Genomic DNA, 15282 nt, shown 5'->3' with positions numbered 1-15282 from the left:
AATTGAAATGTATTAAGTTTTATTTTGCTTTTAGGGCTACTATTTTCTTATCTATTAATTTGCGAAACCAGAGTGCATGTAAATAATGAAAGTATATCCCTTTCCTTCCATCTAAGATACCAAGTTTAAATAACATACGGTATGTAAAATATAAATATGGGCGCAATCCGAGGGGTAATTTCCACCATAATCTTTTAAGCCAGGCAGTTCTTTCATCTGGATTTCCGAACAAAGTAGGATTTAAAGTTTGCGATCTTAAACCTTGTAGGCGTTCAAACTCTTCTTCCGCAACGCGGTCGCTATAACGTTTGTGCTTTTCGATCCAAAAATCCAGGTCGTTTTCTTTGAGGTTTTCTTCTATTAAGTATCCTTTTTTCCAGATTGCCGTATTACCGGGAACGATAAAACGATGGTCCATGTTTTCATTCAAATCTGAATAACCTATGCCCGTTCTAAACATTTTAAGGAGGTAGAATGGGAAATATCCACCATGTTTAATCCAAGTACCCTGGAAGTAATTTTTTCTATTAAAATAGATGCCATTTATTTCCTTAAAGTCTTCGTCTTTAAAACTTGCCAGCATCTCGAATAGCTCGGGTGAAACAATTTGATCTGCATCGAGGCCAATGGTCCATGGCGTATCAATCTGAAAGTTATTTAACGCATAATGCCATTGTTTAGGGTGATTTTCGAACTTGTTGGTTTTAACTTCTGCGCTAAATTGGTCTGCAATTTTTAAGGTATTATCGGTGCTTCCACTGTCGAGAATATAGATTTTAGCACCTAGTTTTTCGATGGACTTTAATAGGCGTGGAAGGTGAACCTCTTCGTTGTAGGTGAGGATGATAAAAGAAAAATCAGGTTTCATTTAAGATTTGCTGGTACAGCGTTAAATATTTTTGTGTAAGTGCTTCTTCGTTAAAGTCCTTCGCGATGAATAGGGGTGCTTCCAATCGGATACTTTGTCTTTTTGCTGTGTTTTTATAAGCCTGGAGAAGATCTTCAGTAATTTGCCGGGAATCTACACTGGTAATGAATCCTAATTGATTTGCTTCCACATAGCTGCTTAAACCAACTTCCCTGCTTATAAATACGGGAGTACCCACATGCAAACTTTCAATCACTACATTAGCAAAATTTTCGTTGTGAGAAGTTAGTACTAACAAATCGTGCTTTGCCATGAGTTTAAATTTGTCGCTGTTGCCAACTTGTCCCAGCCAATTTATGTGGGAGTCTATTTTTAAACTTTTAGCTTTCAGCTTCAAACTTTCAAGGTAGGTTTCTTTACCAGTTCCGGCGATGGTTAGGTGCCATGGGATAGTTGTCAGGCTTGCTAATGAATCAAATAGGATGTCGAGCCCCTTTTTTTCTTCTATTCGAGAAAGGAATAGTAGCTGGAATGTTGAGGGATTCATACCTGTATTCTGAGTCTGTAAGTTTTTTGGCAGGCTAACCAAATTGGGAAGAATATTGATACTTTTTGGTCTGATAATTTGCAGCACATCTTCTTTTTCTTGTTCGCTTGAGGCGATGATATGCGCATATTTTAATAATGATTTTCCTATAAGAGAATGCAATATCTGTTTGAAGAAAGAATTGCGGTTGTTTTGGGTATAGTTGGTGAGCATACCCCGTGGAGACACTACAACAGGAATTTGGTATAGCTTTGCTACCCAGCAACTGAAAATAGTGACTAGGTTCCACCAGGAGTGTATGTGAATAACTAGGGCGTTATTATTTTGGTTCTTGATCTTTTGTCGGAGCGCTAGGAGCAAAGCTGGTGAAAAGTGCGTATGATCTTTTGTAATTCTTTTAAAATAGGTAACGGGAACGCCATCAACGTTTACTTGTTTATTTTGTTCAACGTCTAGTTCATTTTTTCCATTAGCAGTGGTAGTGAGTACTTCGAGATTGGAATCCTTGTCATGCACCAATGCTTCACATAGTTTTGCTACAGACATGGTTGGACCACCATAAATGTAAGCGGGTTTATAGGAAGGGGTGATTTGGAGGATTTTCAATTGGTAATATATTGATCGATTTTTTTGATCACGTATTTATTTAGGAACCAACAAATAAGCACGAAGAAAATCATACTCCCGAAAGCTTTGTCTAATGCAGTTTCAAAGAGATTAATTTGAAATGTGAACGGCATAATCAACGCATAGCCCCATAACTCGTTATAAGAGTTTTTAATTATATAATTAAAAATAAGGCCAATTAAGACTCCCCATAACAACAAGGGAATTAACATTAGCGGATAGCCAAAATCAATATATGTTTCTGCGACATATCCCAAACTAATTGATGTTCCTGACTCTGAGCCCGCAAAAGGAAGACCAGTGTACGTTATTGTTTTTCCAGTATCATCTATGATGCTTTTATTTGGGAACAAAATTCTAGGCATAAAAATTCTACTAATTGCATCAAACCACAGGCGTCCCTCTTCATGTGGTTTTGCATGAGGCACATAGGTGATGGCCGCTGAGAAAATATCGATGTAAGCCATACGGTCCAATAGTGTAACTACTGCATCCTCATATCTGATATTTTCTGACTCGGATGTCAAATCATATAATTTCAAAAGGGCATCTGATTTGGAAACTGTTACAGATTGTGCATTTTCGCCTCCAGAAAGATATTTTCTGTATTCGGGTTTAACATATTGCCATACAACTAGCAAGTTAAAAAGTAACACTACAATGACACTTGAGAACATATAGTTTACAAGGCTAAATGACCTTTTAACGAAGATGTATGCTATACCCCCTATAAAGAAGAAATCCTTAAAACTACTAAAGTAGCCTGTAAAACTCATCAATATTTCTAGAACCAATATGATGTAAATAATTTTTTTGTTAACATCAAAAAGAAAATATCTACAAAATAGCATGAAAAACAGTGCCCACTTTAAGTCTAGAAGCTTAACGAAAAATTGTTGCGTACCTGGAATCAAATAAGAGACTAAAATTATAAAAGGTAGTGTCGCGGTCGCAATTATATAAGTAATCGTAACCTTCTTAAGGTTGTAGTCTTCAAATTTCTTTTTGATTACCTCGAAAGTTATTGGTTCCTTATTCCTTAACACCAAAAAGATACCTATGTTTATCGCATAAAGTGATGACAAACTATAGTAATACGCTTTATGGATATCTGTGAAATACAGAAATAGATTTCCAAAGTCTTGAAAAATGTAATCTGCATAAAGCACTTTTACACATACTTGTGCCCATTGCATTAGTAGTGCAAAAAATAGTACAGGTGGCTCGTTTTTTTTCCATAGCAATTTAGCGGAAACCGGTAGATAAAGTATGGCTAAAAATGTTGCAAGTGGATTAATAGTAAATAGAGAAAGGACAAGAATTATCCCAATCCCAATTTTAAGACTTCCAAATTTGATATAGTATTCGTTCATCTATCGCTAGGTGTAAAAAGTTGATCGATTAAAGATGCCTTATGTTTTGCAAAATGAGCTTTACCTAAAGCTTTAGACTTTGCCCAATATAAAGCAAGCAAGAAAATATTATCTTCCTTTGCTAATGCACTGAGACCTGTTGTAAAAGCTTTAAATTCTCGATTATATAAAAGCTTGATAGCGGTATTAAAATAGTAAACTAGGACTATTTCTCTCTTTACTTTTTGTTTAAAATAATCTGGGGCATTTAATCTTGATAAGAGCTCACGTAGTATCGGAATATTCTCCAAAATGGAGTGCAGCGTATTTACGGGCCTATGGGTAACTTGATTTGCATGATTTCTAATCAAGCATAACTTCGTATTAATAAAACCCACTGGATACTTTTTAGCTATTCTTGTCCATAGCTCAAAATCCCCAGAATGCTTTAGGTTTTCATTAAACAAGAAATCACCTTCAATATTTTTTATATTGAGCGAAACCTGAGAAATGCTTCCTGCTAAACAACCAAATGCGATTGAAAATTGTGCATAAGTTAATTGATTTAATACTACTGGGGTTTGGTCATCTTGCCAAGAGATGGTTATTTCTCCGGCTTCATTTATGTAATTGCTTCCACAATAGCTCATCCCAAGGTTTTGATGAGTTTGATGAAAGTTTAGCACAGTACTGACTAATTCAGGGAGCATAACGTCATCATGGCTCCAGAATTGGACAATTGGCGCCTTTGCATTTTTTAATAAAAAATTAAAGTTGCCAAACTGACCAAGTCCTTTTGATTGTTTAAAAACAGTAATCCTGTCATCGTCAAATTGATTAATAATTGCTAAGGTATTGTCATTTGAATGATCATCGCTAATTAAGAGTTCAAAATTCAGATGATCTTGTTTTAGAACAGAGGCAATGGATTCATAAATGAAATCAGCACCGTTGCGTACAGGTAATAAGATCGATATTTCAGGCTTCAATTAAATGTTTTTTAATAATATCTATAGCAATTTGGTAACTAAAATGTTTTACTTTTTGTTTTGATTCAACGCCCTTCTGAAGCAAGTCTTCTTTGGTAAGGGAAATTAAAATTGAGGTTAATTTTCCTTCATCACCTGCTTTAAATATAAAGCCATTTGAAGAATTTACTAAATCAAAATGACAGCCAACTTTATCACTTACTATAACAGCTTTTCCAGCTGCCATTGCCTCATTTATAGCCAACCCCCATGTTTCACCAGGACCCTTCGAAGGTAAGCAAAATAGATCACACGCTTGATAAATTACTGGCATCTCCGTTTGATTTTGAAAATTCATAAAATGTATTCTCTGAGCACGAGATCCTGAGCTTTGGGTTTTGAGCTTTGATTCAAGTTCACCATTTCCGACGAAGAGAATATGAATTTTTGGATTATCCAGTTTTAAAAATGCACTTAACAAGGTTTCCGGATCTTTCTTGGATTCAAATTTTCCTGCAAACAAAATAAGTATATCATCGGTGTTGAGACCTAATTCTTTACGTAATGTATTGCTTTCAGTGCTTCTATCTTGTGAAAAACGGTTATTATCTATCGTATGGGGTAGATAAATAAGTTGAGAAGGTTTTAAACCAAACTGTTCATAATAGCGCTTGTTGGCTTCTCCGACATAAAATGCAGTATCAACATAACTGTAAATCCATTTTAAAAGGAGTGAACGGATTACTTTTTTAGCATTGCTTTGATCATCTAATAGATTAGAATCACCTCGAAAATAAATAGGAACCTTATTTTTAAAGTGTCTCATCACTTTTAAATGGCTTGCATATGACCAGCCATACACAAGTAATTTATCTGGATTAAAATTTGTTAGTTGACCTATTAAATCGGGATTACGAATTCCCATAAAATGATGAGAACCGGGATCACTAGCCGTGTTTTTAACGACTTCAAAAGAATAGCCATCCAACAGAGGGATGTCCCAGCTAATTTTTCGGTTAAAATCTGGATCAAATTTTTCACCTAAGCCTCCCTCTCCCCAGGTATAAAATACTTTTAAATCACAAATTTTTGCCAATAATCGAAATAATGGCACATAGTATTGGATAGGGTGGGTAACGATGATTGCGAGTTTTGTCAATTAAATTTTTTCATTAAAAATTTCAAATGGTTTAGCTTCATTTAATCTCTTTTCGACAAAAGCAAGATCCCGTATGTAAATGGTGTTGGAATTCCTAATACTTTGAAGTTCCTTTAGTGCTCTTGTAATTGGATCATATGTATAAGATTTAAAGGAGAGATCAAGTAATTTTAAATGAATTTCATTTTCGTCATAACCATATTGAGCACCTCCACCAATTAGTTCAATAATTATGGCTTTCAAACAGTTATCCTGCAATATACTAGATGCTCCATTGAGTACCTCTGTCTCAAAGCCCTCCACATCAATTTTAAGTAAAGCAGGCTTTGAAGATGGGTAATAGCCATCTAACGTTACTACGGGAACATTCACTGCGGCCGTATTTCCGTCATCGCCAATGAGCACATGATTTGTTGTATCACCATTTGTAGTAAATTTGAGATTGCCGACTTCCTTTCCTACGCCTTTATTCTCCGCTTGCACTAAATGAACGATTTTATTGAGTTCGATATTTTGCTTTAGTATATCATAAGTTTGCGGAATTGGCTCAAAGCTAATTGATTTTGCTTTGCAGACAGATGATGCGAGCAGCGTATACGACCCTACATTGGCTCCAACGTCAAAAAATGTGTCGCCAGATCTCAAGAAGTGTAATAAAAAACCCATATCATTAAATTCATGCAGACCTGTGTAAATATTCCCAGTTAGGCCCGTCAATCCTTTTTTCGCTAAAAAGTAAGTTTTTTCTAAGAAATGGACTTTTATTAAACCAAAGTATATACGCGATCTAAATTGCCAAAATATGAAGCGCAAATATGACTTTATGAGATGTCGTTTTGCCAATGGATGCTGGTTAATAAACCCAAAAGTTCTTCTGAAAGCGTTCATTTAATAATTTTATTAAAGAGATTGCATTGTCGCTCAGTAAATTCCTGTGCTTTATTCAACTTAAGCACAGTTTCGTTTATTAAAGAATGAGGGTACTTTTCTACTAAATTTTTTATGGATAACTCGAACTCCTTCACAGCAGACTTTCCCTCGTAATCTAAGATGGTGGCTTCACAGTATTGGTTAATAAGATGTTTGGCAGGGCTTTCTGATTTGAAAATAGCAATTACTGGTTTCTCTGCTAATGCATAAGTGAAAATTTTAGACGGGTTATATGCCTGATCATCTGACCCAAGGATAAGTAGAGCACTTGCCTCTTTTAGGGTTGCTAGTGATTCAAAATAACCAATTCGATTAGGTTGCTCTGTAATAACATCTTCAATAGCGTAACTTTTAGCTAATGGTAATACTGTGGGAAAGCCCTCGTTATTTGGTGCGTAACTGGTTCCAATAAAGTAAAATTGGATCTGCCTATAGAGCTGGTAATTGCTAATTTTGAGTTGGGCTAATGCGTTACATAGAAAAGTGATGCTTTCCCTCATGATATGACCAACGGCACCCACATAAACTATATTTAATTTTGAACTATCCAACTCAATACTTTTACTTTTAATATGGCAATTTGCTATTTCAAAATCTAGTACGTGGCTTCCAAATGGAATAATGTCGCTTGGTTTATTAGCTAATTTAGGATACCTTTCGATTAAAGAGGATACATAATCCTTAGAAACACTTATCAAGCCGTCGACCTCTTTCATGGCAATTGGTTCTAAGTATTTGTTCAGGCGATAAGAGAACCAATATTTTTTTGGACGCTCGCTCTTCGGCTTTGACTGATAGTATTCAGTGTGCCACGGATCTTGTACATCAATTACATAAGGAATATTAAATTTTCCTTTCCAATAGCTCCCTAAAATGCATACTGGAAATTGGGTGGTTGAGAAATAAATCAGGTCAAATTTTTCTTTTTGCAAAAGTCGATTTACATAAGATTTATAAAACCATATAGATCTTAACGCAATGCTACCCAAGCCTAATTTTGAGGTCCATTTTTTTGAGAATGCCTCAACGCGATGTATTTTGATATTAGGTGGAACCGATTTAAGCAAAAGGTGATCTTTAGTTAAGTCCGAATATTTTTCCTCAACACAAACTATTTCGGGTATCCATCCAAATTTTTCAAAATAAGGCAGGCTCGTCCGCACACGCTGCATGTCTGCAGCATTGCTGGGCGGGAAATACGGTGAAATGATTAGAACCTTAGGCATCAATGTGTTGGGAGAGCTCAGTAATTAATTTTTTCTGGTAGGCAGGCCATTGATATACTTTGGCTCTCATTAGCGCCTTTTCCCCCATGTTCGACAAAACATCCTTATTGTCAATGCACCATTTCATTTTCTCAAATAAATCTAATGTTTCTCCAGCCTTTATGATCAATCCGCTGTGCTCATGTTCTATTAAATCTGGGCCGGCTGAATTGTCACTAGCAATCACCGGTAATCCTCTGGCCATTGCTTCTGTTATTACCATTCCAAAACCATCAGCTAATGTTGGAAAGACAAAAATGTTTGCTTGATCATATAATTTTTCAAGTTCACTTTGATGTACAAAATCATGTATTTCTATATTACTTGCCCTTATTGCTGTTACGGCTGCTGGAAGTAAATTCTTGCCAACTAAAATGAGTTTAACGTTAGTTTGATTAGCGAATTCTTTTTCCCAAACTTCTAATAAAAGGTGTGTGCCTTTTCTAATACTTAAAGAACCTGCATATAGGAAGGTGAAAATTTCTGTGGACCTGATTGGAGACTTGGTGACGGCTTCTGGAAATGCTAGGGGTATCACGATAATTTTTTTCTCCTCGATACTAGCATTTAGGAGTGTTCTTTTTGTAAATGTTGAATTGCATATGATAAAATCAGCCAATTCATGTTCTTTTTTCTTTCTATTATTTCTTTTCAACAGAAGATCTCCAGAGATCCGTTCATTATATGTAGACTTCAAATGAGGATATCTTTCAAATTGCTCATTTATTAGATTCTCATAAAATGCATAATGCTGGCTGGTTTGTTCTAGAATCTTAATAATTCCTATTTGTGTAGCTCTCTCAAATGTAGTTAAGGCGGCATGCTCATAAGCATGTACAATCTTTATTTTAGAATTTAATTGTTTAGCTGCCCATTTGTCAAAACTAAGTTCAGCCCACTCCCATATTTTATCGGCAGTTATCAAAGAAAAAAATTTCACAGCAACTAGTCTTAAAATTTCTTTAAAAGGATATAGTTTCTGTTTATTCACGGGAATTTCACTAAAGTTTCGGCTCTTAAATTTATATATGATGCTTGGATATAGAAAACGAACTAACTTAACCCAATTTTTCTGTTTATTGACAACAATTGTGGTTAACATCTTGTTTAACCAACCAGCTTCCTGATATGCGGTAATGGTTTTTGTTGTAAATATGCCAATTCCTGGAAAAGAATGGATAACACTATTATTTAATTTCTCAGTTTTAGGCATCCCTTAATTTTTACTAATCAACGAAATTTGCTCTAGGAGCTTATTTTTTTCTAAGTCCCAGTTAAATATTAGTTTTGCGGCATTTACCGATTGCTGTTTAGCTGTTTCAAGAGTTTCAGGATTTTCAGTCCAGTAGGCTAATTGGCATGCTGCCGATCCCATATCATCTTCTCTTACCACAATTCCAATACCTGGAGTTTTATCAAAAACCCATTTTTGCCCATTGGTATTGGTTGCTATTACCCCTAAACCAGCGGAAATGTATTGAAAAATTTTATTGGAGATACAAAGTTTCTTATTAAGGTCCCCTGAGTGTTCTAATGCTAAACCAATATCAAAATGCCTTAGCCATTCTTCGAGGTAAATACCAGAACACTGGGGATAGAAGAATATTCTCGATTTCCATTCCTCAGTTGTGTAATTTAATAAGGCAGATTTAACCTCTTCTGTATAACTGCCTCTCAAATGCAGTTCAAATAAATTAAATTCAAGCGCAGATAATGCCTGAATAAACTCCTGAAGACCTCGATTTAAACCAATAGTTTGAGAAAACCACACAAGTTTTAATGGCTTAGAAACGGTGCTCCCTTCTGAATTTATATGACTAAACGGGAATACGTTATTAATTGTAATTATCTTGACTTCTGGATATCTTTTCCGGTAGAACTCACTTGAGAGTGGGCTTGCTGTACTGAGATAGGCACAGTTCTGAATGAATTCGTTTTCAAGCGCAGTTATGATTTGTTGCCTTTCAATATTATTTGTTTCACCACTGTGATAGTCTTCCGCATCAAGCGCATATTTACTATGATGGTATTCTGCTGCCCAGGCCGCCGCAGGAAATGCCGCGACTGTATGTGCAATATAAAGATCAGTTTTTATTGATTTTAAGGCAAATTTCATCTCTGGGAGCATACGACTTTGCGCAAGCCATTTGTATTTCTTTAACGATTTTATAAATCCAGCATTAACTAACTTTAACCTTATAGCTGATTTTACCCTCAAATACCGTCCCCACAAAGTCTCTTTCTGATAATTAATAATATGAATATTCGCAGGATAAAGCTGTTCGAAAATTTCAGCATCAAATCTAGAAAGCTCAGCTAAATTTTGTGCACAGAGTATATTTAGCTTATATCCTGCAGACAATAATGCGCTAGCTTCTTTAACTAGCCTCGGATTAGAGCTTAGATGACTACTTGTGATCAGCGTTATTGTTAAACTCATAATTTTAAAAGTGAGTCTAATAACTCTTTCTTATTGTTATAGGTCTTTATCCAATAGCCCTTTTTTCTCCACGCATCCATGTCTCCTAAATTATTGGCGATAATAGGTAGCTGGAATTTGATGGCTTCGTAGAGGACAAATGGTCCTGTCTCGTACCAAATTGAAGGAATGCAAATGAGATCGACTTTTTGATAAAATTCTTGGATATCAGTATTATTTAAATCGAACTCCCAAAAAATATTATCATTGCCATTGGATAACTTAATAAGTTTATGAAAATATGGGTCTTGTTTATCCGGAACAATTGCCGCCACATGCAATTCCAATTTTTCTATTTTAGCTTCTAAAAAAGCATCTAACAAAATGTGAAGTCCTTTCTCATAAGTTATCCTGCCCACAAAACCTATCTTTATTTTGTTTTTTCCTCTGCTTATAACCGGAAAGTCTGTATCCTTTGGCGGTGCAGCAACTTCCATTTGCCGAACCTGAACTAATTTCTCTGGCTCAAACCCGTTTTTGATGAAAATCGTTTTCTGCCAATCTGTAAAAATGAATACCTTGTTGCAAAGTCTGTTTAAAGCTGAAATCTCGGCGAGCTTCATTTCTACTGCACTGCTTATGCCTTTCGGATAATTTATGAGAGTAGTAAGTCCTCCAATTAAATTTGAAAAAGGTTTTGGTATTTTTTTTTTACTGATATAACATGATGTACACCGATGTTTAAGTATATAACCATCACATGCTATTTTTCCAAATTGCATTAAATCACCACGAATGCAAGTCACTGCAGGAATGTGAGCAGTAAAATAAATTTCAGCACCTGTTGTTTGGGCTACCGCAATATGATAGGTATCAAATGCAGGTGTGAGCGTATGGAAGTGTATTCGATTATACTTTTCCCTAGTTAGAATATCCGCAAACAAGTCTAGGTTGTTAGCAAGTTTAACCACTTTCACAGAAATACCGTGATATTGATAGTCTGCGAATTCAGTAAGACTGACAGTGATAACCTCGACCTCATTTCCTTCTAAAATTAACTTATTAGCTAATTCGAAAACATACTTTTCAGTCCCTCCCTTACTCTGTGGATAAAAATATTCTGAAACTAAACAGATCTTCATTCTAGCAACTTCCTTTTGATTCTGGCAATGCCTTCAGCATTTTTATAGCCAATTAGCTTAGAAATATATCGTAATAATCCCTTTTCCTCTGGAATATAATTTGGTTCTATTTGCAATAGAAAATCGATAGCCTGTTGAGCAGTATGGTTATCTAGCAATGTTAACCGATTAATACCATGTCTTAAAACATCTATCACTGCTTTCTTTTTCAGTGGATTATTGCCAAAATCGGCCTCCCATATTTGACTTATATCGCGTGCATTCATCACACAATCCTTCACAAAAGCAGTATCATTCCTTTTGGAAAGTGAATTTTGCTGACCGTCTCTATATTGAGCCATTAATGCTGGTAAATAGACAAATTTTCCTTTAGCAAGCGCTGCATCAAGTAAATATCTTGCATCTTGGATTACCGGTAAATTTTCATTCCAGGACAATCGATTGGTGATTCGCTTTGAATATAGCAAGACAGCAGGGGGGCACCAAAAATTGGTGAAAAGAGCGATCTCGACATCTCCAGTTATTTGCTGGTTAACAGTTTCAGTGACCAAGATTTTTTTATTTTCTTGTATAAACCTTTGCCAATTGCCATATGCCACGTCGGCATCATTTTCTTGGAGAGCTTTTACCTGCAAGGTTAATTTCCCTGGTAGTATAAGGTCATCCGAATCTAGAAATTGAATATATTCGCCGCGGGCATGGCTCAAACCTAAATTTCGTGCATGGCTTACGCCTTTATTTGGCGTGGATATTAACTTAATTTTAGTTCCGTAATTAGCTAATATTGACTCCGTAGCGTCAGTCGACCCATCATTTACTATAATGATTTCAATCGGAGAATAATCTTGTGCAAAGACTGATTCTAAAGTTTGCGTTATCGTTTTGCTAGCGTTATATGCTGGAATAATTACCGAAACCATGTTAATTTAATGAGTCCTCCAACCAAGCTTTAGTGTTTTTCAATCCTACATCAATAGATATCTTAGATTTCCATTCTAAAATTTCATTTGCCTTTTTTGAAGAAAATCTACTTCTCGTTAAACCAAATAACTCATTAAGCCATGTAGGAGGATTAAATTTTTCCTCAGTGTTAGTGGTTAGCATATCTTGGCTTAATGCTGACCATACTATTTGGCGTTGATCGTCTAATTTCCCCCTAAAACTGGGTATCTTCGAAAATAATGATTTTTTAACACTGCCTAAGAACGGATGAGCGTTAATTAAGGAAACGAATTCAAAATTGCTTAATAGATACCTAAGTATTTGTTTAGTAGAGGTTTTTTCGTTAAAAGTTGCATTTAATAAATCACTTGTTTTTAGTGAAGGAATTGTTTCAGCCTTTTTGCCTAAGAGGGGAGTAAAAAAATCCTTCCATGTTAATGCACCATCAGTTATGATAAAGTTCTGACCATGTGCAGCTTTCACTGATAAAGCTTTTTCAATAGCATCTAACAAGTTGTCGATGTATACAACATTTGCTAAACCCTGACCCTCCTCAATCCAACAAAATCGATTGCCATCCGCTAAAGTGCGAGGTAAGGTGGTGTATGTTTTTCCATTTGGTCCATAAACGCAGGTGGGGTTTAAAACAATAATACGCGTTTTATGTTGTGTTTTCGCAAAGTCTAAGCACCACTTTTGCATGATCTTTTTAGTTTTACCATAATTCCCTCCAGCCGAATTTTGAGGCGAGTTTTCTGTTACCACACCCGATGGAAAACCATAGACATTCATGGTACTTAATATCACAACTGCTTCAGCACCTTGTTCGCAAGCTGCCTTCACTATGTTCTGGGTTGCAGTAACATTCATTTCATATGCATTCCCACCGTCAGTAGAATAGGCAAGGTGAATTACGTATTTTTTATCTTTTAGGCTCTCCTTTACCTCCGTATAATCTAACAGGTTTAACCTTGGCAGACCAATCTTAAAGCGTGCAATAGGAGCACAGTTTTTATAACTCCTTACAGGAGCTAAGATGTTTGTTTTTCCTTCACTCCATAGTCTTTCGATTAAGGCCGAGCCAATAAAACCTGTTCCACCAGTAACCAGGTATGAATCTTCCGATTTCCTCACCTCAGCCAACGGTCTGTTCTCATAGGCAAACTCGATTAGCCTCACTACAGCCGTTGCTTCTTTTATATTAACTAATTCAGTCTCCTTTTTCTCAACAAGGTTAGTGAGTTGTTCTACAAAGCATGATTCGAATATATAATTGAGCTTATCATCACTAAAGGCGTTATTAAGCTTAATTTGATGTGTTGTTTGATCATTTCCCTCAAAATAACACGAGGCAAACTGATCTTTCTCTATCCACAATTTTCCTTTTGTTCCAATCACTTCAAAAGTGTTTTTAAGCGTATGTGTTCTGGAGAGTTTAAGGGAGATGGGAATATTATTGGAAGTTTTTAAAGTGTATTGACAATTGGCTTCCACGCCACCGTGTGCGTCATCTTTATAACTCACTGGACTTAGTTCTCCAAGTAAATGATATAATAAATCCAGATAATGTACACCCATGTCTGCAAGCACCCCTCCATTTTTAGGGTCAAAAAAAGCATATGTGTCAGCTACCCAAGCAAAAGGATTTCCGTCTTCTACGTTCACTTCGGTAATTTTACCCACAAGTTCTAAGCTGTTTTTTAATGCTTTGAAGGAAGGCATAAACCTACGGACCATTCCAGTAAAAACCTGAACATTTGATTCTGCTTGGTATTTCCCAATAAGTTCACAGGACTTGCTACTTAAACTTAAAGGTTTTTCGCAAAGTACAGTTATGTGGTTTTTCGTACAATTCCGAATAGCATCTTCGTGAAGGTAGTTTGGAAGTGTTATAATAGCGAAGTTGTACTCGTCCGTATTTTGTTCAAAAAAGGTCTCATATTTTAATTCAATTACAGATATATCTTCTGATTTTAGTAGCTTGGAGGCCTTTGGATCAGGTTCAATAATAGTAATTGAATCTAGTAAATTCAAGTGTTTTAAAGCAGGTATGTAGTATTCTCTAACTACTGCACCACCGCCGAGAATTAATATTTTATAATCAACGTTATCCATTCAGTTTTTCTTTTGTGATTTTCATGGTAAATTTTATTAACCAAGTTTTTTTTGGAAATTTAAAAAAAGATAAAGATTTGATATACTGAGATAAATATTTCTTTTTGCCGTAAAAAGAAATATAAGATTTCCAGTTATTATAAAATGCACCTTCCAATACTTCAAAATCTTTTTTGCTGCTGCAAAAATGTTTTAAACACATTAAATGAATATCTTGAATTTCTTTCTTTACCAATATCTTCCTACCTAAGCTATGTGTTACAGTGTTGTCGTGTCGTCTGTAAAAGTTTAATGACTGAGAACAAAACATAAGGTTATGGTCTCTCATCATACTTATCCATGTATACCAGTCTCCACATAATTTGAAATTTTCATTTCCTTCAACATACTCTAGATATACATTTTTTTTAAATAATGCGGAACTTGCGTTTATGAGTATGTTTTTATGAATCCAGTAATGTAATACTGCATCTTTTCCAACAAGACAAAAATCTTTTAACCAAAGATCCTTAGATAAATCATTCGTCCAGTTTAAGATATTATTCGTAATTGTTCCTTCTGAAACTAAATGACTTTGACAATAAATTAAGCTTACTTGCGAATTCTCTTCCAAATATGAAGTAAGGACGGATAAAAAGTTGTTTTCAGCATAGTCATCGCTTTCAGCAATCCAAATGTATTTTCCTTTTGCAATAGAAATGCCTTTATTCCATTGTTTAAATGTGGAACCACTATTTGTATCGTTTCTTATATAGGTAATATTTGATTTATTTTCTATAAGTTTTTTGATAACGATATCACTATCGTCACTCGAGGCATCATCAAGAATTATTAGCTCGTAGTTTATGAAGTCTTGTGAGAAAATCGAATTTAATCTTTTTTCTAGATAAATTGAATGATTAAAATTTGGTACTATTATGCTAACTAAATACATATGTTGAATTTACT

13 protein-coding genes are annotated in these 15282 nt (G+C 35.3%); all 13 read right to left on the bottom strand.

What is annotated here, in order from left to right:
- Nucleotides 1–19: 19 nt before the first annotated feature.
- Nucleotides 20–868 carry a glycosyltransferase family 2 protein gene (locus BM207_RS06730; RefSeq protein WP_090992804.1) on the bottom strand — a complete coding sequence of 283 codons (849 nt, stop codon included), beginning with the start codon at nucleotides 866–868 and terminating at the stop codon, nucleotides 20–22.
- Complete coding sequence (locus BM207_RS06725; protein ID WP_090992803.1) at nucleotides 858–2021, bottom strand: XrtY-associated glycosyltransferase XYAG1; 1164 nt, start codon at nucleotides 2019–2021, stop codon at nucleotides 858–860. The genes BM207_RS06730 and BM207_RS06725 overlap by 11 nt, the downstream gene beginning before the upstream one ends.
- The gene (locus BM207_RS06720) at nucleotides 2018–3415 is read right to left on the bottom strand and encodes a hypothetical protein (RefSeq protein ID WP_090992802.1); all 1398 of its coding nucleotides are present in this window, start codon (nucleotides 3413–3415) and stop codon (nucleotides 2018–2020) included. The genes BM207_RS06725 and BM207_RS06720 overlap by 4 nt, the downstream gene beginning before the upstream one ends.
- Nucleotides 3412–4383 carry a glycosyltransferase family 2 protein gene (locus BM207_RS06715; RefSeq protein WP_090992801.1) on the bottom strand — a complete coding sequence of 324 codons (972 nt, stop codon included), beginning with the start codon at nucleotides 4381–4383 and terminating at the stop codon, nucleotides 3412–3414. Before BM207_RS06715 ends, BM207_RS06720 begins: the two co-directional genes overlap by 4 nt.
- Complete coding sequence (locus BM207_RS06710) at nucleotides 4373–5521, bottom strand: glycosyltransferase family 4 protein (protein WP_177217073.1); 1149 nt, start codon at nucleotides 5519–5521, stop codon at nucleotides 4373–4375. Before BM207_RS06710 ends, BM207_RS06715 begins: the two co-directional genes overlap by 11 nt.
- Entirely contained in the window at nucleotides 5522–6187 is a 666-nt protein-coding gene (locus BM207_RS06705; RefSeq protein WP_177217072.1) for an FkbM family methyltransferase, read from the bottom strand. It lies immediately after the preceding gene.
- 218 nt (nucleotides 6188–6405) lie between these two features.
- On the bottom strand, nucleotides 6406–7677 hold the full coding sequence (locus tag BM207_RS06700) for a glycosyltransferase (RefSeq protein ID WP_090992799.1): 1272 nt from the start codon (nucleotides 7675–7677) through the stop codon (nucleotides 6406–6408).
- On the bottom strand, nucleotides 7670–8929 hold the full coding sequence (locus tag BM207_RS06695; RefSeq protein ID WP_090992798.1) for a glycosyltransferase family 4 protein: 1260 nt from the start codon (nucleotides 8927–8929) through the stop codon (nucleotides 7670–7672). Before BM207_RS06695 ends, BM207_RS06700 begins: the two co-directional genes overlap by 8 nt.
- Nucleotides 8930–8932: 3 nt before the next feature.
- A complete protein-coding gene (locus BM207_RS06690) occupies nucleotides 8933–10078 on the bottom strand; it encodes a glycosyltransferase family protein (protein ID WP_218155025.1) in 1146 nt (381 codons plus the stop codon).
- A 74-nt stretch (nucleotides 10079–10152) separates the two neighbouring features.
- Nucleotides 10153–11277, bottom strand: coding sequence for a glycosyltransferase (locus BM207_RS06685; protein ID WP_090992796.1), 1125 nt, complete (start codon nucleotides 11275–11277; stop codon nucleotides 10153–10155).
- Nucleotides 11274–12197 carry a glycosyltransferase family 2 protein gene (locus BM207_RS06680; RefSeq protein WP_090992795.1) on the bottom strand — a complete coding sequence of 308 codons (924 nt, stop codon included), beginning with the start codon at nucleotides 12195–12197 and terminating at the stop codon, nucleotides 11274–11276. The genes BM207_RS06685 and BM207_RS06680 overlap by 4 nt, the downstream gene beginning before the upstream one ends.
- A 1-nt stretch (nucleotide 12198) precedes the next feature.
- Complete coding sequence (locus tag BM207_RS06675; protein WP_090992794.1) at nucleotides 12199–14334, bottom strand: NAD-dependent epimerase/dehydratase family protein; 2136 nt, start codon at nucleotides 14332–14334, stop codon at nucleotides 12199–12201.
- A complete protein-coding gene (locus BM207_RS06670) occupies nucleotides 14327–15268 on the bottom strand; it encodes a glycosyltransferase family 2 protein (RefSeq protein ID WP_090992793.1) in 942 nt (313 codons plus the stop codon). Before BM207_RS06670 ends, BM207_RS06675 begins: the two co-directional genes overlap by 8 nt.
- Between the last annotated feature and the right edge of the window lie 14 nt (nucleotides 15269–15282).

The sequence above is a fragment of the Pedobacter insulae genome (assembly GCF_900113525.1).
GTDB classification, from domain to species: Bacteria; Bacteroidota; Bacteroidia; order Sphingobacteriales; family Sphingobacteriaceae; genus Pedobacter; species Pedobacter insulae.
This window is presented reverse-complemented; position numbering and strand designations above follow the sequence as displayed.

What these genes read in the sequence shown, in the direction of transcription:
- BM207_RS06685 (WP_090992796.1), bottom strand. Translation starts at nt 11,277, where the DNA reads ATGAAGATCTGTTTAGTTTCAGAATATTTTTATCCACAGAGTAAGGGA.
- BM207_RS06720 (WP_090992802.1), bottom strand. Translation starts at nt 3,415, where the DNA reads ATGAACGAATACTATATCAAATTTGGAAGTCTTAAAATTGGGATTGGG.
- BM207_RS06675 (WP_090992794.1), bottom strand. Translation starts at nt 14,334, where the DNA reads ATGGATAACGTTGATTATAAAATATTAATTCTCGGCGGTGGTGCAGTA.
- BM207_RS06730 (WP_090992804.1), bottom strand. Translation starts at nt 868, where the DNA reads ATGAAACCTGATTTTTCTTTTATCATCCTCACCTACAACGAAGAGGTT.
- BM207_RS06680 (WP_090992795.1), bottom strand. Translation starts at nt 12,197, where the DNA reads ATGGTTTCGGTAATTATTCCAGCATATAACGCTAGCAAAACGATAACG.
- BM207_RS06695 (WP_090992798.1), bottom strand. Translation starts at nt 8,929, where the DNA reads ATGCCTAAAACTGAGAAATTAAATAATAGTGTTATCCATTCTTTTCCA.
- BM207_RS06705 (WP_177217072.1), bottom strand. Translation starts at nt 6,187, where the DNA reads ATGGGTTTTTTATTACACTTCTTGAGATCTGGCGACACATTTTTTGAC.
- BM207_RS06670 (WP_090992793.1), bottom strand. Translation starts at nt 15,268, where the DNA reads ATGTATTTAGTTAGCATAATAGTACCAAATTTTAATCATTCAATTTAT.
- BM207_RS06700 (WP_090992799.1), bottom strand. Translation starts at nt 7,677, where the DNA reads ATGCCTAAGGTTCTAATCATTTCACCGTATTTCCCGCCCAGCAATGCT.